The following is a 16036-nucleotide window of genomic DNA, read 5'->3' as shown; positions in this document are numbered from 1 at the left end:
ACCAAAGTTCTCTTCAATTTTGTGCTGGTGGACGCCTAGCTCAGGCGGCTGACAATCACTGTGACTTCTGGCTTTTTGCCAATTTCGTCACGGGAAGAGTTGCGCACGATGCGACGGATGTCGCCTTCGATCTTGTCGTCATCCGCCAAGGTTTTCTCTTTGGCACGGCCCAAAAACTGTGTGACATCCTCTTCGAGCACATCCACCAGCGGCGCTTGCGAGCGGCCCAGTTCCGGCAGCCCCATCAGCTCACACCAGGCATCGCCAAGTGGCTCATCGTCTTCGTCCAGCAGCACGGTGACAATCACATGCCCGTTGAGCGCCATGCGGATGCGGTCCCGAATGATGCCATCCATAGCCCCGATCTGGGTGTTGCCATCCAAGTATGTGCGACCGGTTTCCACGTAGCCCGCGATGGACGGTTGATCACCGGAGAGATCCAGCATTGCGCCGTTCACAGCCACGATGGACGCGCGACCAGCTTCGTTGGCCAGCTTGGCATGTTCACGAAGATGACGGTGTTCGCCATGGTTTGGGATCACCATGGTGGGGTTCACGATGTCATGCAGGCGCGCCAGATCAGGGCGGTTGGCGTGGCCGGACACGTGATATTTGCCGGAGCTGTCGTCGACCACATCCACGCCCATTTCGGAGAACTGGTTGATGATGCGGATGACGCCCTTTTCGTTGCCCGGAATGGTTTTGGAGCTGAAAAGGAACAGGTCGCCCTCTTTCAGCGTGATGCCATTATATTTGCCTCGGGCCAGCTGTGCACTGGCGGCGCGGCGTTCGCCTTGGGAGCCGGTGACCAGCAGCATCAGGTTTTCACGTGGAATGCTGGCAGCGTCTTCCGGACTGACCACTTTGGGGAAATCAGACAGCACGCCTGTTTGGATCGCGGCTTCGATCATGCGGCGCATGGCGCGGCCCATAAGGCAGATGGAGCGCCCTGCCCGCTCGCCTGCCTCGGCCAGCGTTTTTACGCGAGCGACGTTGGAGGCAAAGGTGGTGGCGACCACCATGTTGGGGGCTGCAGCGACGAGCTTTTCGATCTCGGGGCCAACAGAGGCCTCGGAGCGGCCTTCGTGGGGTGAAAACACGTTGGTGGAGTCACAGATCAACGCTTTGACGCCGTCTTTGGAGACCTCGGCCCAGAGCGCCGGATCAAAGGGCTCGCCCACCAATGGGGTTTCGTCCAGTTTGAAGTCGCCAGAGTGGATTACGCGACCAGCGGGCGTGTCGATCACCAGGGCGGCGCTTTCCGGGATGGAGTGGCTCACCGGGAGGAAGCCGACCTTGAAAGGACCTGCGTTGGTGGTTTCCGGCCATGCGGAGACGGTGCGGACCACCTCTTCGGGCTGACCGCGGTCGGCCATCTTGTGGCGTGCCAAGTTGGCAGTGAAGGCGCGGGCATAGACCGGCACGCCGAGACGCTCCCAGTAGTGGCCGACGGCGCCGATGTGGTCTTCGTGGCCATGCGTGATGAACACCGCCTCAAGACGGGATTTGTTCTCTTCCAGCCATGTGATGTCGGCGAAGATCAGATCCACGCCGGGGCTGGTTTCCATGTCGGAAAAAGCCACGCCAATGTCGACGAGGATGAGGCGTTCGTTGTCTGCTGGCCCGTAGCCGTAGACATAGGCGTTCATGCCAATTTCGCCGGAGCCGCCCAGCGGCAGATAGATCAAGCGGTCGCTCATGCGCCCTGCTCCTTGTTGTAATCATGGATCACGGTCAGGCCGTGCATCGTCAAATCGTCTTCGATGGTGTCAAACAGGTCATCGCCCTGCTCAAAGAGCGGTGCGAGGCCACCTGTGCCCACCACTTTCATTGGGGCGCCGTATTCAGCTTTGATCCGAGCGATGACGCCCTCGATCAGGCCGGTGTAGCCCCAGAACACCCCGGACTGAATACAGCCCACAGTGTTGGTTCCGATCACTTTTTCCGGCTGGCTAACGTCGACATGTGGCAAAGCTGCCGCGCCGGAGTGCAGCGCCTCGAGGCTAAGGTTCACGCCAGGCGCAATCACGCCGCCAACATAGGCGCCGTCTTCGGCCACCACGTCAAAGTTTGTGGCCGTGCCAAAGTCGACCACGACCACATTGCCACCGTGCCGGTCAAAGGCTGCGACAGCGTTGGCCAAACGGTCCGGACCAGGCTGGGTGCCCTGGTCGACGCGCGGCTGATGCGGAAGTTTGCATTCTGGCTTACCTACCACCAGCGGGCGGCAGTTGAAGAAGCGGTCTGCAAACACGCGCAGGTTCCATACCACACGTGGCACAGTGGAGGAGATGATTACATCGGTGATTTCCGCCTTGATGCCGTAATGGTTGATCAGCGTGGAGTACCACGTGAAATAGGCGTCTGCCGTGCGGGCGTGGTGGGTCGAGGTGCGCAGGGTGCAGAGGAATTTCTCCCCATCCCAGATCGAGAACACGGTGTTGGTGTTGCCGCAGTCAATGGCCAGAAGCATGGGTCTTGGTCCCTCTTTGTGCGGGTCAGAAAAAGATGTCGGCTGCGGGGATGGCCACGCGGCCTTTCGCGGTCTTCAACACCAGATTGCCCGCGCTGTCTACCGTTTCGAAGGTTCCGGTCGTTTCGTCGCGGGTGGTGCGGGCGGTGATGACCTCACCAATGCGTGCGGCGCGGGTCAGCCAAGCGGTGCGGATCGGCTCAAAGCCATAGGTGCTGAACTGGGTTTCCCAATTTGCGTAGGCCGGCGCCAGCGCATCGAGGAAGTCTTCGGGGGTGACGGCCGCGCCGGTTTCGCTGAGCAAGGACACAGGACGGGTGGCTTGGGCCTCGACTGCGCCGGTATCCGGCGCATGGGCGAGGTTCACACCGATGCCGATAGCGATGTGGCTCACCGCACCACCGGCCATGCCTGCGCTTTCCAGAAGGATGCCCGCGACTTTACCACCATTAAGCAGAACGTCGTTGGGCCATTTGAGCGCCATTGCCTCAGAGCGGCCTGTGACCGCGACAAACGCATCATAGAGCGCCAGTGACGCCACAAACGACCGCAGAGCGACCTGATCCGGGGCTTCTGCCGGGCGCATCACAAGAGTACCTGCGAAGTTGCCAATGGGATCGACCCATGCCCTGCCCCGCCGACCGCGACCTTGGGTTTGTCGCAGACCGAGAATCCATTCAGGGCCAGCCAGTTTCGGTGCGATACGGGCGGCTTCGGCGTTGGTGCTGTCGATTTCGGCCAGCACGCGGCGACCGTATCCTTCAGGCCAGTTGCTCATGGTCACTCCGTCTTTCGGCGGTTGGTCAAAACAGCAACGCGCCCCAGTGGGGCGCGTCACATGTGGGGTCTTTACTTGGCGATCAATGCGGCATCAAGGCTGCGGCAGCGGCTTGCGCGGCGGTATCGACGCCAAAGAAGTTCACAATCCCCAGCAGCATAATCGCGGCGCTGGCCATCAGCATCACTTGCTGAACCATCGAGCGTGGCGCATCCAGCGTGTCGCCTTCTTCGCCGAAGTACATGAAGTAGACGATGCGCAGGTAGTAGAACGCCCCAATCACAGAAGCCACAACACCTGCGATGGCGAGCCACGCGAGGCCTGCGTCCATTGCGGCGCTCAGCACGTAGAACTTGCCAAAGAAGCCGAGGAACGGTGGCACACCTGCCAAAGAGAACAGCAGGAACAGCAGCGCGAGGGCACGGCCGGAGGCTTGTTTGCTGTAGAGGTTCAGGGAGGCGATGTCTGTCACCGGTTGGCCGTCTTTCTCCATCGAAAGGATGAAGGCAAAGGTGCCCACGTTCATGGTCACGTAGATGGCCATATAAACCAGCATCGCTTCGACACCCAACGCGGTACCCGCCGCGAGGCCCATCAGGGCGTAGCCCATATGTGCGATGGAGGAATAGGCCATCAGACGTTTGATGTTGGTCTGGCCGATCGCAGCCACAGCACCAAGGAACATGGACAGCACCGACAGAAGCGCAATGATTTGCTGCCAGTCACCAATCACACCGCCAAAGGCGTCAAACAGCACGCGGGCAAACAGGCCCATGGCGGCCAGCTTTGGCGCGGTTGCAAAGAAGGCAGTGATCGGCGTTGGTGCGCCTTCGTAGACATCAGGCGTCCACATGTGGAACGGCACGGCGGAGACTTTGAACGCCAGACCGGAGATCACAAATGTCAGGCCAAACAGCAGCCCCAGTGGTGCGTGACCGTGGCCAACCGCTTCGATGATGCCGGCAAAAGTGGTGGTGCCCGCAAAGCCGTAGACCAGCGAGGAGCCATAGAGCAGCAGACCGGAGGACAGCGCGCCGAGCAGGAAGTACTTCATCCCCGCTTCGGTAGACTTCACACCATCGCGGCGCAGGGTGGCAACGACGTAAAGCGACAGGGACTGCAGCTCAAGGCCCATGTAGAGCGCCATCAGATCGCCCGCAGAGACCATCACCATCATGCCAACCATCGCCAGAGCGACGAGGATTGGATACTCAAAGCGCAGCATGTTGCGGCGCTTCATGTAGTCCGCGCCCATGACCAGCACAGCGGCACCGGCCAGTAGCATTGCTACCTTGGCAAAGCGAGAAAAGGCGTCGTCGTGGAACATGCCATTGAAGGCGATGTTCTCACCGTCACCGGACACGCCAATCCATACAGCTAGTATGGCAAACACACCGGCGGTCAGCCAGGTCAGCATCGGCGCCATTTTGTCTTTGCCGGTGTAAACCACTGCCACCAACGCCAGCATGGCGAAGAGGGCCAGCAGGATTTCCGGCAAGATGATGTTCAGGTCAGCCTGGATCATATCTCAAGCGCTCCTTAGTGCGATGCCGTCTGGCTGGCGGAAGCGCCTTGAGCCAGTGCGGTGTCATAGTTGGAAATCAGGTTCTCGACGGAGGGACCGATGATGTCGGTGACCAGGGACGGGTAAACACCCAGGATCAGCGTCATGGCCACAAGCGGTGCAAAGATCATCTTTTCGCGGCTTGTCATGTCGCTGATGGTCTTCAGGCTTTCCTTGATTAGATCGCCCATCACCACGCGGCGGTAGAGCCACAGCGCATAGGCCGCCGACAGGATCACGCCGGAGGTGGCAATCAGAGCCACCCAGGTGTTGACCTGGAACACGCCCATCAGGGTTAGGAATTCGCCGACAAAGCCAGAAGTACCTGGCAGGCCAACATTGGCCATGGTGAAGAACATGAAGATCAGCGCGTAAGCTGGCATGCGGTTCACAAGACCACCGTAGGCGTCGATCTCGCGGGTGTGCATGCGGTCATAGATCACGCCGACACAGAGGAAGAGCGCGCCAGAGATAAAGCCGTGGCTGATCATCTGGAAGATCGCGCCGTCGATGCCTTGTTGGTTAGCAGCGAAGATGCCCATGGTCACATAGCCCATGTGCGCCACCGAAGAATAGGCGATCAGCTTTTTCATGTCTTCCTGCACCAGCGCCACCAGCGAGGTGTAGACAATCGCGATGGCAGACATCCACATCACCAGCGGCGTCAGAACCTCTGCACCGATTGGGAACATCGGCAGACTGAAACGCAGGAAGCCGTAACCGCCCATTTTCAACAGAATTGCCGCCAGAACCACGGAGCCGGCCGTTGGCGCCTGAACGTGGGCGTCAGGCAACCAGGTGTGTACCGGCCACATTGGCATTTTCACCGCGAAGGAGGCGAAGAAAGCCAGGAACATCAGGGTCTGCATGCCGCCAATCACGGTGATGCCCATGACATTCATCGTGCCAGAGGCAAACTGGTGGGTCATCAGCGTTGGGATGTCGGTTGTGCCCGCATCGACAAACATCGCGATCATCGCTACCAGCATCAGCACGGAGCCAAGGAAGGTGTAGAGGAAGAACTTGAAGGAGGCGTAGATGCGGTTGGCACCGCCCCAGATCCCGATGATCAGGAACATGGGGATCAGGCCTGCTTCGAAGAACAGGTAGAAGAGCACAAGATCCAGCGCCATGAACACGCCGAGCATCAGCGTTTCCAGAAGCAGGAAGGCGATCATGTATTCCTTCACCCGCACCTTCACGTCCCAAGACGCCCAAATCACAAGCGGCATGATGAAGGTGGTGAGCATCACAAACAGCACCGAGATGCCGTCCACACCCATTTTATACTTCAGTCCCATCAGCCAGTCGCGTTCTTCGACAAACTGGAAGCCTGTGTCGCTTGGATCAAATCCGGCGAGCACAAAGAGGGACACCAGGAAGGTGATTACGGTCGCAGTCAGGGCAACGCGTTTGGCGTTGCGCTGAGCCATTTCATCCTCGCCGCGCAGAAAGACCAGAAGGATCAGAGCTGCAAAGGTCGGGATAAACGTGACCAGAGAGAGCAAGCTGTCGTTCATTAGTGCGCTCCTCCGCTGAGCGTCATCAGGGTGATGAGGGCAACGATGCCGATCACCATGGCAAGTGCATAGGTAAAGACGTAGCCGGTCTGGGCGCGGCCCGCGAGGCGGGTGACCCAAGGCACAAAGCCCATGGCAACATTGTTGATGGAACCGTCAATCACGTCCCCGTCCCCACGTTTCCAGAAGAAACGGCCAATGGCTTTGGCAGGGCGTACGAACAGGAAGTCATAGGCCTCGTCGAAGTACCATTTGTTGAGCAGGAACAGGTACAGTGGGCGCTGCGCCTCTGCCATGCGCGCAGGCATGGATGGGTTCCAGATGTAGAACCACAGTGCAAAGACCAGACCGATAACCATTGCGATGAAGGGGCTGACTTTGACCCATTTCGGGGCGTGGTGCGCGTCGTCCATCACGTGGTTGTCCGGATGGGTGAAGATCGCGCCTTTTGGTGCTTCGCCGTGATGCGCGGCTTTGGCCGCTGCGTGGTCCGCATCACCGTGAGATGCCGCATGATCGTCGCCATGCGCTTCGTCTTTAGCATGGTCGTCACCATGGCTTGCGTCTTCGCCATTGCCCTCGCTGCTTTCCGCATGGTGGGCAGGCACGCCATAGAACTTGTTCACAGTGTCGTGGTCGCCAAAGAAGGAGCCAAACCAGATCATCCCGGCAAAGATCGCGCCCAAGGACAGAACACCAAGCGGGATCAGCATGACCATCGGACTTTCATGCGCGTGGTCGTGGGTGTGCTTGTTGCCGCGCGGCTCGCCGTAGAAGGTCAGGAAGATCAGGCGCCAGCTGTAGAAGCTGGTGAGCATGGCTGCGACAACCAGCATCCAAAAGCCATAGCCGCCTGCGGTGCCGGCCCAAGCGCTTTCGATGATCGCATCTTTGGACAGGAAGCCAGCGAAACCGATGTGGGTCAGCGGAATGCCAACACCGGTGATGGCCAGCGTGCCGATCATCATCGCCCAATAAGTGTAGGGGATCTTTTTGCGCAGGCCGCCGTAGTTGCGCATATCCTGCTCGTGGTGCATCGCGTGGATGACCGAGCCCGCGCCCAAGAAAAGCATCGCTTTGAAGAAGGCGTGAGTAAAGAGGTGGAACATGGCCGCCGAGTAGACGCCAACGCCCGCTGCCACAAACATGTAGCCCAGCTGAGACATGGTCGAGTAGGCGATCACGCGTTTGATGTCGTTTTGCACGAGGCCGATGGTGGCCGCCACAAAGGCGGTTGAGGCGCCGAGGAAAACGATGAACGCTTTGGTGTCACCAGCGTATTCGATCAGCGGCGACATGCGGGACACAAGGAACACACCTGCGGTCACCATGGTGGCGGCGTGGATCAGCGCGGACACAGGAGTCGGGCCTTCCATCGCGTCCGGCAACCAGGTGTGCAGGAAGAGTTGTGCCGATTTACCCATCGCACCTATGAACAGCAGGAAGGCCAGCAGATTGGCGGCGTTCCAGTCGCGCCACAGGAAGTGCAGTTCCATCTCGGCCAGCGCTGGCGCGGCGGCAAAGATGTCGTCAAACTTGATGCTGTCGGTCAGCATGTAGATGCCGAAGATACCCAGCAAGAAGCCAAAGTCACCGACGCGGTTCACAACAAAGGCTTTGATCGCGGCGGCGTTGGCGGATGGTTTTTTGTAGTAAAACCCGATCAGCAAGTAGGACGCGACACCCACGCCTTCCCAGCCAAAGAACATCTGCAGCAGGTTGTCGGCGGTCACCAGCATCAACATAGTGAAGGTAAAGAAAGACAGGTACGCAAAGAAGCGCGCCTTGTAGTGCTCGCCTTCGCCCCAGTTCTCGTCATGCGCCATATAGCCCATGGAGTAGAGGTGCACGAGGGCGGAGACTGAGGTCACAACGATCAGCATGATCGCGGTCAGGCGATCCACGCGGATCGACCATGCGGTGTCGAGGTGGCCGGATTGGATGAAGTCCAGAACGTGGATCTGTTTGACTTGCTCGGCGTCAAGGCCAAGGAAGACAATCCAGCTCAGGAAGCAGGCCCAGAACAGGATCGCGGTGGCAACGTATTGCGCGGCTTTTTCGCCAATCACACGCCATCCGAAGCCAGCGATCAGGGCACCGACAAGCGGCCCGAAGAGAATGAACGTTTCCATGATCGCTTAGCCTTTCATCACGTTGACGTCTTCGACCGCGATGGTGCCACGGTTCCGGAAGAAGGAGACCAGGATCGCCAGGCCTATGGCGGCTTCTGCGGCGGCCACGGTCATCACGAAAAGCGCAAAGACCTGGCCGGTGAGGTCACCGAGGTAGGACGAAAAGGCCACCAGGTTGATGTTCACAGACAGCAGGATGAGTTCGATCGACATCAACAGGATGATGATGTTCTTCCGGTTCAGGAAGAGGCCGAAAATGCCGATGACGAAAAGCGTTGCCGCCACGCCTAGGTAGTGTTCCAAACCAATCATATTTGGTCCCTCGGTTCTTTTTATCTCTTCCGGAGGGCTTAGAGCCCCTGCCCCGGTTTTACGTCTTTCAATTCCATCGCGTCGGCTGGGTCACGCCACATCTGCTCCAGGACATTCTGGCGCTTCACGTCCTTGCGGTGGCGCAGGGTCAGCACAATTGCGCCAATCATTGCGACCAGCAGGATCAAGCCGGACAGTTGGAACAGCAGGAAGTACTGATCGTAAAGGATCAGACCCAATGCCGCGGTGTTGTGGGTGTCGGTTGGTGTTGGGGCTGCGCGCAGGCTTTGTGCCGTGTCGGAGAACTCCCAAGGGCCAAACACCATGCCAAGTTGCATCAAGAGGATGGCGCCAATCAGCAAGGACAGCGGCAGATATTGCGCCATGCCTGCTTTAAGCTCGGCAAAATCCACATCCAGCATCATCACCACAAAGAGGAAGAGCACGGCAACCGCGCCCACGTAGACGATGATCAAAAGCATCGCCACGAACTCTGCGCCCAGCAGCACAAAGAGCCCGGCGGAGCTCAAAAACGCCAGAATGAGCCAGAGCACGGAGTGCACCGGGTTGCGGCTGATCACGGTGAAAAAACCACCGGTGATCACGCAGATCGAAAACAGCCAAAACGCATATGCCGCGATGGTCATGTGTCACTTCCCTCTTGTTCCGCCAGAACCTCTTGCACCAGTTCCATGGCGCGGGTGGTGGCGGGAATACCGGCGAACATCGACATCTGGCCGATGGTCTCCACGATTTCCTGTTTTGTGGCTCCTACTTCCACCAGATGGCGGAGGGTGAGCCGGATTTGTGCATCGCCTTGTGCGCCCAGCATGGTGAGCGCGCCCAGTGTCAGCAGCAGGCGGGTTTTGGCATCCAAGCCGCCTTTGTTCATCGTATTGCCAAAAAACATCTCCATGACGTCTTTGGGCATGGTGGGCCAGAGCGCTTCAAACCCTTTGGGCGTGAAGCTTTCCAGCGCAGGATTGAAGGCTTTCGCCATCTCCTGATACTGGGCGAACATCGCCTCATATGGGTTTTTGCTGTCGCTCATGGTCCTGGGTTCCTTGATCAGCGGTACGGCGCGTCGATTTCGAGGTTACGCGCGATTTCGGCTTCCCAACGGGCGCCGTTTTCAAGCAGCTTTTCTTTGTCGTAAAACAGCTCTTCGCGGGTCTCGGTAGCAAATTCGAAGTTCGGGCCTTCGACAATCGCATCCACCGGGCAGGCTTCCTGGCAGAAACCGCAGTAGATGCATTTGGTCATGTCGATGTCGTAGCGCGTGGTGCGGCGGGAGCCATCTTCGCGTGGTTCCGCGTCAATGGTGATCGCCTGGGCCGGACAGATCGCTTCGCACAGCTTACAGGCGATGCAGCGCTCTTCGCCGTTGGGGTAGCGACGCAGGGCGTGTTCCCCACGGAAGCGTGGGGACAGCGGGCCTTTTTCGTGTGGGTAGTTCACGGTGGCCTTGGGCTTGAAGAAGTACTTCATGCCCAGTTTGAAACCGCCCAAGAAGTCCTTCAGCAGGAAGTAGCCGGCGGCGCGTTTGTAGTCGATTGCCGTCATATCAGCCTCCGATGGCCCAGCGGGCATAGGCACCGCCGAAGAGTTCGAATTTTGCGAGGAACGCCACCAGAACAACCCAAGCAAGGGACAGCGGCAGGAAGACTTTCCAACCAATGCGCATCAGCTGATCGTAGCGGTAGCGTGGGGAGATGGCTTTCACCATCGAGAAGATGAAGAACACGAAGCAGATCTTCAGCAGCATCCACAGGATACCGTCTGGCAGACCCGGAATCGGGGAGAGCCAACCGCCGAGGAACAACAGCGACACCAGCGCACACATCAGCACAATGGCCACGTATTCACCGATCATGAACAACAGGAACGGGGTGGAGGAGTATTCCACCTGATAGCCCGCAACGAGTTCGGATTCCGCTTCTGGAAGGTCAAACGGTGGGCGGTTGGTTTCCGCCATGGCTGAGATCAGGAAGAGGAACATCATTGGGAAGTGCGGCAGCCAGTACCAGCTGAAGATGCCATAGTTGCCATCTTGAGCGTTTACGATGTCGCCAAAGTTCATCGAACCGGTAGTGATGATCACACCGATGATGATCAGACCTAGAGACACTTCGTAAGAAATCATCTGCGCGGCGGAGCGCAGGGAGCCGAGGAACGGATATTTGGAGTTGGACGCCCAACCGCCCATGATCACGCCGTAAACCTCCAGCGAGCTCACCGCCATCACATAGAGGATCGCGACGTTGATGTCAGAGACCACCCAGCCGTCATTAAACGGGATCACCGCCCAAGCGATCAGCGCCATGACCAGGCTGATCATTGGGGCGAGCAGGAAGACCACTTTGTCCGAGCCTGCCGGATAGACAATTTCTTTCACCGCATATTTGATGAAGTCGGCAAAACTTTGCAGCAGGCCAAAGGCGCCCACAACGTTTGGACCGCGACGCAGCTGCACCGCCGCCCAGACCTTCCGGTCGGCGTAAAGCAGGAATGCCAGTGCCACCAAGAGAGGCACGACAACCGCCAGCACCTGTCCCAATGTCAGGAGAGTGATGCCGAGGTATGTGGTGGTAAAGAATTCAGTCATGGGTCCTCACACCGTAGGTATTCCGTTGTCTTCGCAGTTCGCGACAATGACTTCGGCGTCGATTGTCTTGAGACCACGGGGCAGCGCGGCGGAGATGGTGTAAACCGCATCTCCGGACCACAGGTCGCCCTGATTGTCTGTTGTTGTGCGCACATGCCGAGCAAAGCCAAAGCCACGAATGAGCGCGTATTGAGCCGCCGCGCATTCCGCATAGGCATGAACGTCTTTTTCGTCCCGCGCGCCGGTCATGGCGACGTGGAAATTCACCAAGTCGCCTTCCAGCAAGCGGGTGTCCACGCCTGCGTACTTCGGCTCAAAAGCCACATCCTCACGCATCACATCCGCGCCGGGCTGCGGAGAGCAGGCCGACAGCCCGGCCACAGCGGCCGAAGCAAGCAGGATATGAGGGCGCGTAAAGGTCATTCGATTGGTTTATTCCGCAGCGATTTTGGCGTTGGTGCGTTCTTTGGCTGCGGCAGAGAGTTCTGCCATCAGCGTGCTGGCGCGCGCGATTGGGTTGGTCAGGTAGAAATCGGAAATGGTCGCCGAGAAGCGGCCATTTTTCAGCTCGATTGGCGCAATCGGCTGCCATTCGTTTTCCACGACTTGATCGATCTGTTTCAGGTGCGGTACGGCAGCCACCAGCGCCTGACGCAGCTGTGCGAGGCTATCGTAGGCCAATGGCGCACCGAGTTCGGCGCTCAGGGCCCGCAGGATCGCCCAGTTTTCTTTGGCCTGGCCCGGTGCAAAACCGGCGCGCATGGACAGTTGCGGGCGGCCTTCGGTGTTCACAAACAGGCCGTTTTCTTCAGTGTAGGCCGCCGCCGGCAGGATTACATCTGCACGGTGGGCACCGCGATCGCCGTGGCTACCTTGATAGATCACAACCGGGCCTTCCGCGATTTCAACTTCGTCTGCACCGAGGTTGAAGACCACTTCCGCGCCCTCAAGCGCCTTGGTCATGCCGCCATCGGTCACCGCGCCCACATCCAATGCGCCCACGCGGGACGCGGCAGTGTGCAGAACCAGCATCTTGCCGCCAAGCTTCTCGGTCGCCGCCATACACTCGCTGAGCACTGCCACGGCATCGCCTTCGCCAAGCGCGCTTTGACCAACAATGACAACCACATCGTCCTTTGGCGTGGCTGTGGCGACAAGGTCCGCCAGAGTTTCACGGCCAGCGCCAGCAACCGCATGGTCATATGTCAGATCCATGTCGGCTTGACCAATCACGGTCACATTTGCGCCTTTGGACCACGCCTTGCGGATACGCGCGTTCAGCACAGGCGCCTCATCGCGTGGGTTGGTGCCGATCAGGTAGATTTCTTTGGCGTTGTCGATGTCTTCGATGGAGGCGTTGCCGACATAAGCCGAGCGGTTGTCCGCAGGCAATGGCGCGCCGTTGGTGCGACACTCAATGGAACCTTCGAGGCCCTCGACCAATTGCTTCAGCGCAAAGACGGCTTCAACTGGGGCCAGATCCCCGACCAGTGCAGCAACATTTTTGCCTTTCATCGCTTCGGCGGCGGCGGACAAAGCCTCACCCCATGTCGCTGGCTTCAATTTGCCGTCCACGCGCACGTAAGGCTGATCCAGACGCTGACGACGCAGGCCGTCCCAAACAAAGCGGGTTTTGTCGGAAATCCATTCTTCGTTCACGCCATCGTGGTTGCGCGGCAAGATGCGCATCACTTCACGGCCTTTGGTGTCCACACGGATGTTGGAGCCGAGCGCGTCCATCACGTCGATGGTCTCGGTTTTGGTCAGTTCCCATGGGCGCGCGGTGAAGCTGTACGGCTTAGAAGTCAACGCGCCAACCGGGCACAGGTCGATGATGTTGCCCTGCAGGTTGCTGTCCAAAGTCTGGTTCAGATAGCTGGTAATTTCCGCATCTTCGCCACGGCCGGTCTGGCCCATCTGGGTGATGCCGGCCACCTCGGTGGTGAAGCGCACGCAACGGGTGCACGAAATGCAGCGGGTCATAGTGGTGGACACCAGTGGTCCGAGATCCAGATCGTCTACCGCCCGCTTACCTTCCTTGAACCGGTTTTCGCTGATGCCATAGGCCATGGCCTGATCCTGAAGATCACACTCGCCGCCCTGATCGCAGATCGGGCAATCCAGCGGGTGGTTGATCAGCATGAATTCCATCACACCTTCCCGCGCCTTTTTCACCATCGGTGAGTTGGTTTTCACCACCGGTGGCTGGCCTTCCGGGCCGGGGCGCAGATCCCGTACCTGCATGGCACAAGACGCGGCTGGCTTGGGCGGACCACCCACAACCTCGACAAGACACATGCGGCAGTTGCCGGCAATCGAGAGACGCTCGTGGTAGCAGAACCGCGGGATTTCCACGCCGGCTTCTTCGCAGGCCTGGATCAGGGTCATTGCGCCCTCTACCTCGACTTCGGTCTCGTCGATGATGATCTTGCGGAGGTCAGACATCGCTTATTTCGCCCTCAAATACACGCCGATCGCGCTGTTTCGTTCGATTTCCGCGCGTCCCAGCGCGCAGACAGATTCCTGATTGTCCAAAGAGACGCCTTTGTGCTTCAAAAAAGCCTCGCCGCGTGCGCGCATGCGCGCTTTCTCTTCGTCCGATTTGATGAATGCTTTGATTTCATCGTCGGTGTAGCCAAGTTTGCGCGCCTTGCGCACAAGCCCCCAGCCATCTGCAGCGCCTTTGAGCTTGCGGGGCTCAAGAGTGTCGCAGTGTTCGCTGAGTTCGTAAGCCACCAACGCCCAATACAACGGATCGTTGATTTCCTTCACCTCACGCAGAGGCGGCTTGGCGACAGCAGCGCTGCTCAACACAAGAGTTGCGGCCACAAAAACAGAGGTCAGACGGATCATTTGCTCACTCCTTTAGCAACGGCAAAGACACCCTTTGCCAAGGAGGACAGAGGCAAAAGCCCCTGTGATAGGCAATAACAGCCAGGATATGTCGGATAACCGATCACGGGCGGCAGTATCCTTCGAGCCTGATTTTATCATCCACCGGGATGATGGTTTCTGTTTCCGGGCCAATCACCCAGTCCATTTTTGATGTGCCGTATTCCTTGATGCAGTATTTCACCGCTTCATAGCCACCAGCCTGACGCGCGCCGTCCAGGCTTTGGTTGGCACGGGAGACAATCACCTCAAAGTGGTCGCGCTCTTCTTTGGAGACCTGATTGGCTTTGGCTTTGTACTCAAAGCCCTCAAAGGCGATGCGTTCACGCTTGCTTTTAAAGCTCGCACGCCAGTTGCCGCTACAGCCTGATAGTGCCGTGGCTGCAATAAGCATCCCGACAATGATGGCTGGCGTCTTCCGCTGGCTAATGAACGTCGTCTTGAGCATTCTTAGGTCTTACTCCGCTGCAAAGGCGCCCATGCGCCCGGTTTTGTTGGCTTTGATGCGGTCTTCAATTTCCTCACGGAAATTGCGGATCAGACCCTGGATTGGCCACGCAGCCGCGTCACCCAAAGCACAGATTGTGTGGCCTTCGACCTGCTTGGTCACATCCCACAGCATGTCGATCTCTTCGATCTCGGCTTCACCACGCACCAGACGGTCCATGACACGCATCATCCAGCCAGTGCCTTCGCGACACGGGGTACACTGACCACAGCTCTCGTGTTTGTAGAACTTGGACAACCGCCAGATTGCTTTGATGATGTCGGTCTGTTTGTCCATGACGATGACCGCTGCGGTGCCAAGGCCAGAACCCAGATCATTGCGTAAGTAGTCAAAGTCCATGATCGCATCACGCATGTTTTCACCACGCACACAGGGCACGGAAGAGCCGCCCGGGATCACCGCAAGAAGGTTGTCCCAACCGCCACGGATGCCACCGCAGTGTTTTTCGATCAGCTCTTCGAAGGAGATCGACATCTCCTCTTCAACAACGCATGGGTTGTTCACATGACCAGAAATGCCAAACAGCTTGGTACCCGCGTTGTTTGGACGTCCAAAGCCCGCAAACCACTCGCCACCACGGCGCAGGATCGTCGGCACAACAGCAATCGATTCCACGTTGTTCACGGTGGTTGGGCAACCATAAAGGCCAGCACCCGCCGGGAACGGTGGCTTCATACGGGGCATGCCTTTTTTGCCTTCAAGGCTTTCCAACAGCGCGGTTTCTTCGCCGCAGATATAAGCGCCTGCACCGTGGTGCAGGAAGAGGTCGAAGTCCCAGCCGGAGCCGGCAGCGTTTTTGCCAAGCAGACCTGCATCATAGGCTTCGTCAATCGCGGCCTGTAGTGCTTCGCGCTCACGGATGTATTCACCACGGATGTAGATGTAGCAGGTGTGTGCGTTCATCGCGAAAGAGGCAATCAACGCCCCTTCGATCAGCGTGTGCGGATCGTGGCGCATGATCTCGCGGTCTTTACAGGTGCCCGGTTCGGATTCATCGGCGTTGATCACAAGATAGGCCGGACGACCATCGCTTTCCTTCGGCATGAAGGACCACTTCAGACCAGTTGGGAAACCCGCGCCGCCGCGCCCACGCAGGCCGGAGGCCTTCATGGTGTCGATGATCGCATCCCGCCCCTGCTGGATCAGCTTGGCGGTGCCATCCCAATGACCGCGCGCCTTGGCGCCGGCCAATGTACGGTCATGCATGCCGTAGAGGTTGGTAAAGATACGGTCTTGATCTTTGAGCATCCCG

The 16036-nt window shown here is 58.5% G+C and carries 16 protein-coding genes; all 16 read right to left on the bottom strand.

Translation table 11 applies throughout. The annotated features are described in order from the left end of the window. Positions 1–35 precede the first annotated feature (35 nt). Positions 36–1700 (bottom strand): ribonuclease J, encoded by a 1665-nt coding sequence (locus SIB92_RS20995; RefSeq protein ID WP_412553833.1) that lies wholly within the window; start codon positions 1698–1700, stop codon positions 36–38. After that, positions 1697–2473, bottom strand: coding sequence for a type III pantothenate kinase (locus SIB92_RS20990; RefSeq protein ID WP_412553832.1), 777 nt, complete (start codon positions 2471–2473; stop codon positions 1697–1699). Before SIB92_RS20990 ends, SIB92_RS20995 begins: the two co-directional genes overlap by 4 nt. A 25-nt stretch (positions 2474–2498) precedes the next feature. After that, positions 2499–3251 carry a biotin--[acetyl-CoA-carboxylase] ligase gene (locus SIB92_RS20985; protein ID WP_412553831.1) on the bottom strand — a complete coding sequence of 251 codons (753 nt, stop codon included), beginning with the start codon at positions 3249–3251 and terminating at the stop codon, positions 2499–2501. 82 nt (positions 3252–3333) lie between these two features. Then, a complete protein-coding gene (gene nuoN, locus SIB92_RS20980) occupies positions 3334–4776 on the bottom strand; it encodes an NADH-quinone oxidoreductase subunit NuoN (RefSeq protein ID WP_412553830.1) in 1443 nt (480 codons plus the stop codon). A 14-nt stretch (positions 4777–4790) separates the two neighbouring features. Then, positions 4791–6335: an NADH-quinone oxidoreductase subunit M gene (locus SIB92_RS20975; protein ID WP_412553829.1), complete on the bottom strand. Its 1545-nt coding sequence runs from the start codon at positions 6333–6335 to the stop codon at positions 4791–4793. After that, positions 6335–8467: an NADH-quinone oxidoreductase subunit L gene (gene nuoL / locus SIB92_RS20970; protein WP_412553828.1), complete on the bottom strand. Its 2133-nt coding sequence runs from the start codon at positions 8465–8467 to the stop codon at positions 6335–6337. The genes SIB92_RS20975 and nuoL overlap by 1 nt, the downstream gene beginning before the upstream one ends. 6 nt (positions 8468–8473) lie before the next feature. Next, a complete protein-coding gene (gene nuoK, locus SIB92_RS20965; RefSeq protein WP_295175215.1) occupies positions 8474–8779 on the bottom strand; it encodes an NADH-quinone oxidoreductase subunit NuoK in 306 nt (101 codons plus the stop codon). Positions 8780–8817: 38 nt separating this feature from the next. After that, positions 8818–9426, bottom strand: a complete 609-nt coding sequence (locus SIB92_RS20960; protein ID WP_412553827.1) for an NADH-quinone oxidoreductase subunit J — start codon at positions 9424–9426, stop codon at positions 8818–8820. Next, positions 9423–9830, bottom strand: a complete 408-nt coding sequence (locus tag SIB92_RS20955) for a carboxymuconolactone decarboxylase family protein (protein ID WP_294117384.1) — start codon at positions 9828–9830, stop codon at positions 9423–9425. Before SIB92_RS20955 ends, SIB92_RS20960 begins: the two co-directional genes overlap by 4 nt. Before the next feature lie 17 nt (positions 9831–9847). Beyond that, on the bottom strand, positions 9848–10342 hold the full coding sequence (gene nuoI, locus SIB92_RS20950; protein ID WP_294117382.1) for an NADH-quinone oxidoreductase subunit NuoI: 495 nt from the start codon (positions 10340–10342) through the stop codon (positions 9848–9850). A gap of 1 nt (position 10343) precedes the next feature. Beyond that, positions 10344–11384 (bottom strand): NADH-quinone oxidoreductase subunit NuoH, encoded by a 1041-nt coding sequence (gene nuoH / locus SIB92_RS20945; protein ID WP_412553826.1) that lies wholly within the window; start codon positions 11382–11384, stop codon positions 10344–10346. A gap of 6 nt (positions 11385–11390) precedes the next feature. Beyond that, positions 11391–11807: a hypothetical protein gene (locus SIB92_RS20940; RefSeq protein ID WP_412553825.1), complete on the bottom strand. Its 417-nt coding sequence runs from the start codon at positions 11805–11807 to the stop codon at positions 11391–11393. Positions 11808–11816: 9 nt separating this feature from the next. Then, entirely contained in the window at positions 11817–13829 is a 2013-nt protein-coding gene (gene nuoG / locus SIB92_RS20935; protein WP_412553824.1) for an NADH-quinone oxidoreductase subunit NuoG, read from the bottom strand. A 3-nt stretch (positions 13830–13832) separates the two neighbouring features. Continuing rightward, entirely contained in the window at positions 13833–14237 is a 405-nt protein-coding gene (locus tag SIB92_RS20930; RefSeq protein WP_412553823.1) for a DUF5333 domain-containing protein, read from the bottom strand. A gap of 103 nt (positions 14238–14340) precedes the next feature. Then, the gene (locus SIB92_RS20925) at positions 14341–14724 is read right to left on the bottom strand and encodes a hypothetical protein (protein WP_412553822.1); all 384 of its coding nucleotides are present in this window, start codon (positions 14722–14724) and stop codon (positions 14341–14343) included. A 9-nt stretch (positions 14725–14733) separates the two neighbouring features. Next, positions 14734–16032 carry an NADH-quinone oxidoreductase subunit NuoF gene (nuoF, locus tag SIB92_RS20920; RefSeq protein WP_412553821.1) on the bottom strand — a complete coding sequence of 433 codons (1299 nt, stop codon included), beginning with the start codon at positions 16030–16032 and terminating at the stop codon, positions 14734–14736. Positions 16033–16036 lie beyond the last annotated feature (4 nt).

This window comes from Shimia sp. MIT1388 (genome assembly GCF_047124445.1).
GTDB lineage: Bacteria > Pseudomonadota > Alphaproteobacteria > Rhodobacterales > Rhodobacteraceae > Shimia.
Note: the sequence above shows the minus strand (reverse complement) of the source record. Positions and strands in the feature narration are given on the sequence as shown.